Here is a 445-nt window from a genome sequence, read left to right on the forward strand (position 1 = left end):
GAGCAGGAGGTCGCTGTGACCGCCGACATATTTGGTCAGGGCTTGCATGCTGATGTCTACGCCGTGCGCGAAGGCGTCGAAGTACACGCCGGCCGTGTACGTGTTGTCGAGCGCTACCGGCACGCCGCGCGCATGCGCCGCGGCCACGATTGCCGGCACGTCCTGCACCTCCATCGTGACCGAGCCGGGGCTTTCAGTCCAAACAAGTGTGGTGTTCGGACGGAGGAGCCCCTCAATGCCCGCGCCGATGAGCGGGTCATACGTTTCCACTTCGATGCCCATGCGTTTGAGCAGGCCGGCAGCCATGCTTCGGCTGGGCCCGTACGCGCTCAACGGCACCAGTGCGTGGCTGCCGGCGCCGCAGCACGCCAGGTAGATGAGCGCGATAGCAGCCTGCCCGCCTGGCACGATAAAGCTGTGGCGGGCGCGTTCCATTTGCGCAATC

General features: G+C 65.6%; 1 protein-coding gene. It reads right to left on the reverse strand.

Annotation, left to right across the window (positions count from 1 at the left end; genetic code table 11):
* The coding region (locus FL311_RS43675) for a PLP-dependent transferase (protein WP_194869657.1) at window positions 1-445 on the reverse strand (445 nt) is incomplete at both ends.

It is taken from the genome of Myxococcus sp. AB025B, assembly GCF_006518215.1.
GTDB lineage: Bacteria > Myxococcota > Myxococcia > Myxococcales > Myxococcaceae > Myxococcus > Myxococcus fulvus.